Annotated in this window: 1 protein-coding gene; it reads right to left on the reverse strand. The window is 40.3% G+C overall.

From position 1 onward, the window contains the following. The coding region (locus ACSVH6_RS13545; protein WP_438079394.1) for an HYR-like domain-containing protein at positions 1 to 2,462 on the reverse strand (2,462 nt) is incomplete at both ends.

Genomic DNA, 2,462 nt, shown 5'->3' on the forward strand with positions numbered 1-2,462 from the left:
TACATCACCATCACAGTTGTCAGTTGCTATAGGGAAAGCAGCCTGAGCCGTTGCTAAAGCAGCCGCATCACTACATTCTACAGTTGCATCAAGAGCACCGGCAGCAGTAGTCCAAGTAGGCGCCGTAGTATCCTGAACAGTAATTACCTGAGTAAACATAGCAGAAGTATTACCACAAGCATCAGCTACAGTCCAAGTGTTGGTATAAGTACCGGCATTAGTACATCCTTCGTTAGCTACAAACTCACCTGAAGTTTTTACGATGTTGGTTACATCACCATCACAGTTGTCAGTTGCTACAGGGAAAGCAGCTTGAGCCGTTGCTAAAGCAGCCGCATCGCTACATTCCACAGTGGTATTAAATGCACCTGCTTGTGTAGACCAATTAGGAGCGATAGTATCTTCAATAGTAAATGTTGCTGAAGTTGTGGAAGCATTACCACAACCATCGGTAGCAGTAAAAATTACAGTTACAGCTGCTGAGCAATCATTAGCAATTGAACTGAAATTATTTGACCAAGTCACATTAGAACAGCTATCAGAAGCAACAGCCCCACCATTATTCGCAATCCATTGTTCTAAGGCACCAGTATTTCCGGAACCATCACATTGTACTACTAGGTTACTGGCTGCTGTTGTGATTTGTGGAGCCGTTGTGTCAATAACTGTTATAGTTTGTGTAAACTCTGGCGAAACATTACCACAAGCATCCGTCACGGTCCACGTATTTGTATAAGTTCCTGTGTTTGCACATCCTACAGTTGGTACAAAAACACCACCTTTTTTCACGATGTTCGTCACATCAGCATCACATAAGTCAGTGGCAACAGGGAACATACTCTGAGCAGAAGTTAAGGCAGCGGCATCGCTACATTCAATAGTGATGTTAAGAGCTCCATTAGCTGTTGACCAAACAGGTGCAGTTGTGTCCTGTATAGTTATTATTTGAGTAAACTGAGTTGAAATATTGTTACATACATCTTTAGCCGTCCAAGTATTGGTGTAAGTACCTGCATTGGTACAACCTTGTGATGGAACAAAAGCACCGGATGTTTTAGTGTAAGTTACAGTGCCTGAACAGTTGTCGGTAGCAGTAGGAGCAAGAGCTTGTGCAGCCTCTAAACCGGCTGTATTGCTACATTCCAAAGTAGTGTTTAATGATCCGGCTGTTGTTGTCCAAGTTGGAGCAGTAACATCTTGAATCGTTATGGTTTGAGTTCCTTTAGTACTATTACCGCAAGCATCTGTTACGGTCCAAGTTCTGGTTACAACTCTATTGTTTGGACAAGAGCTGGCAGGGGTCAAGCAAACGCTTTTAAAACGAATAGTTCCCAGTTCATTACCAACTTTTTGAGCATATACAAACCAATTACCATTCATTGGTCCGGTTAAACCTTCAAAGCTTGAAACATAAGAAGTCACACCTGTTATAATATTTGCTGCCGAAAGGTTCCCATTAGGAGTAAGATTAACATCTATACCGGTAGGGATTACGTTACTGTTATTCCACTGCGGATAACCTGATGCATTCGGATAGAATACCGGCATATAGGACTCGGTAGTATTATTGGTGTCACAATTTCCACCATTACAGTATGGACCCACTAATACAATTCCTTGTCCACTAGGAGAAACTAAAGTAAATTGTACTCTTCCTTTACCTTGATTCGTTTCAAAGGCTAAAGCTACTTTTTCAATATTTGCAGCTGTCAAGTTATCAAAACCTGTAACACTGAAGTTAAAGTAATTACCATTTCCGGCATTAATCGAACCTTCATTAAAATTACCGAAGCATTCATTGTCTTGGTAAGTCACTGTTGGATTCGGGTCACAATTGTCAGTTGGGTTTTTTACATTACCAGTAGCAGTTGGATCCAGATTCACATTACAATTAGCATCGGTATTTACTACTACATTATCAGGAGTAGTAAATGCAGGAGGAGTATTGTCAATAATTGAAACAGTAACTGTAGCCGTATCACAATTGGTTGGGTTTAACTTTTCACAAATTTGGTATGTGAAAGTATAATCACCACAATGTCCAATGCTGGACAAAGATACATTACCATCTTGATCGATAGATAAATTTGGATATGAGCCATTAATTATCGACAAGTTAATTTGATTTAAGTTAACAGCAGCATTGTTCAAAGTATCATTTGAAAGAATGTTACCAATCGTTCCAATACTTGCGCAATCAACAGTATAGGTGTTATTAACAGCATCAATAGGTGCAGCTGTAACAGTAACAGTCACTACAGCAGAGTCACAGTTGGTAGGGTTTAAGATTTCACAAATCTGATATGTTAGCGTATAAGTTCCTGCCGGAGTTCCCGGTGCTACGTTTACGGTAGTTCCGGAAAGTGTAATTCCAGCATTGGAAGAAGACACAAGAGTTGTATTTACTTGAGAAGCTGTTACCGGAGCACCGTTTAAAGTATCATTTACTAAAACGTTAGCTA

Origin of the sequence: Flavobacterium sp. XGLA_31, from assembly GCF_051547105.1 — a bacterium.
Classification (GTDB): Bacteria; Bacteroidota; Bacteroidia; order Flavobacteriales; family Flavobacteriaceae; genus Flavobacterium.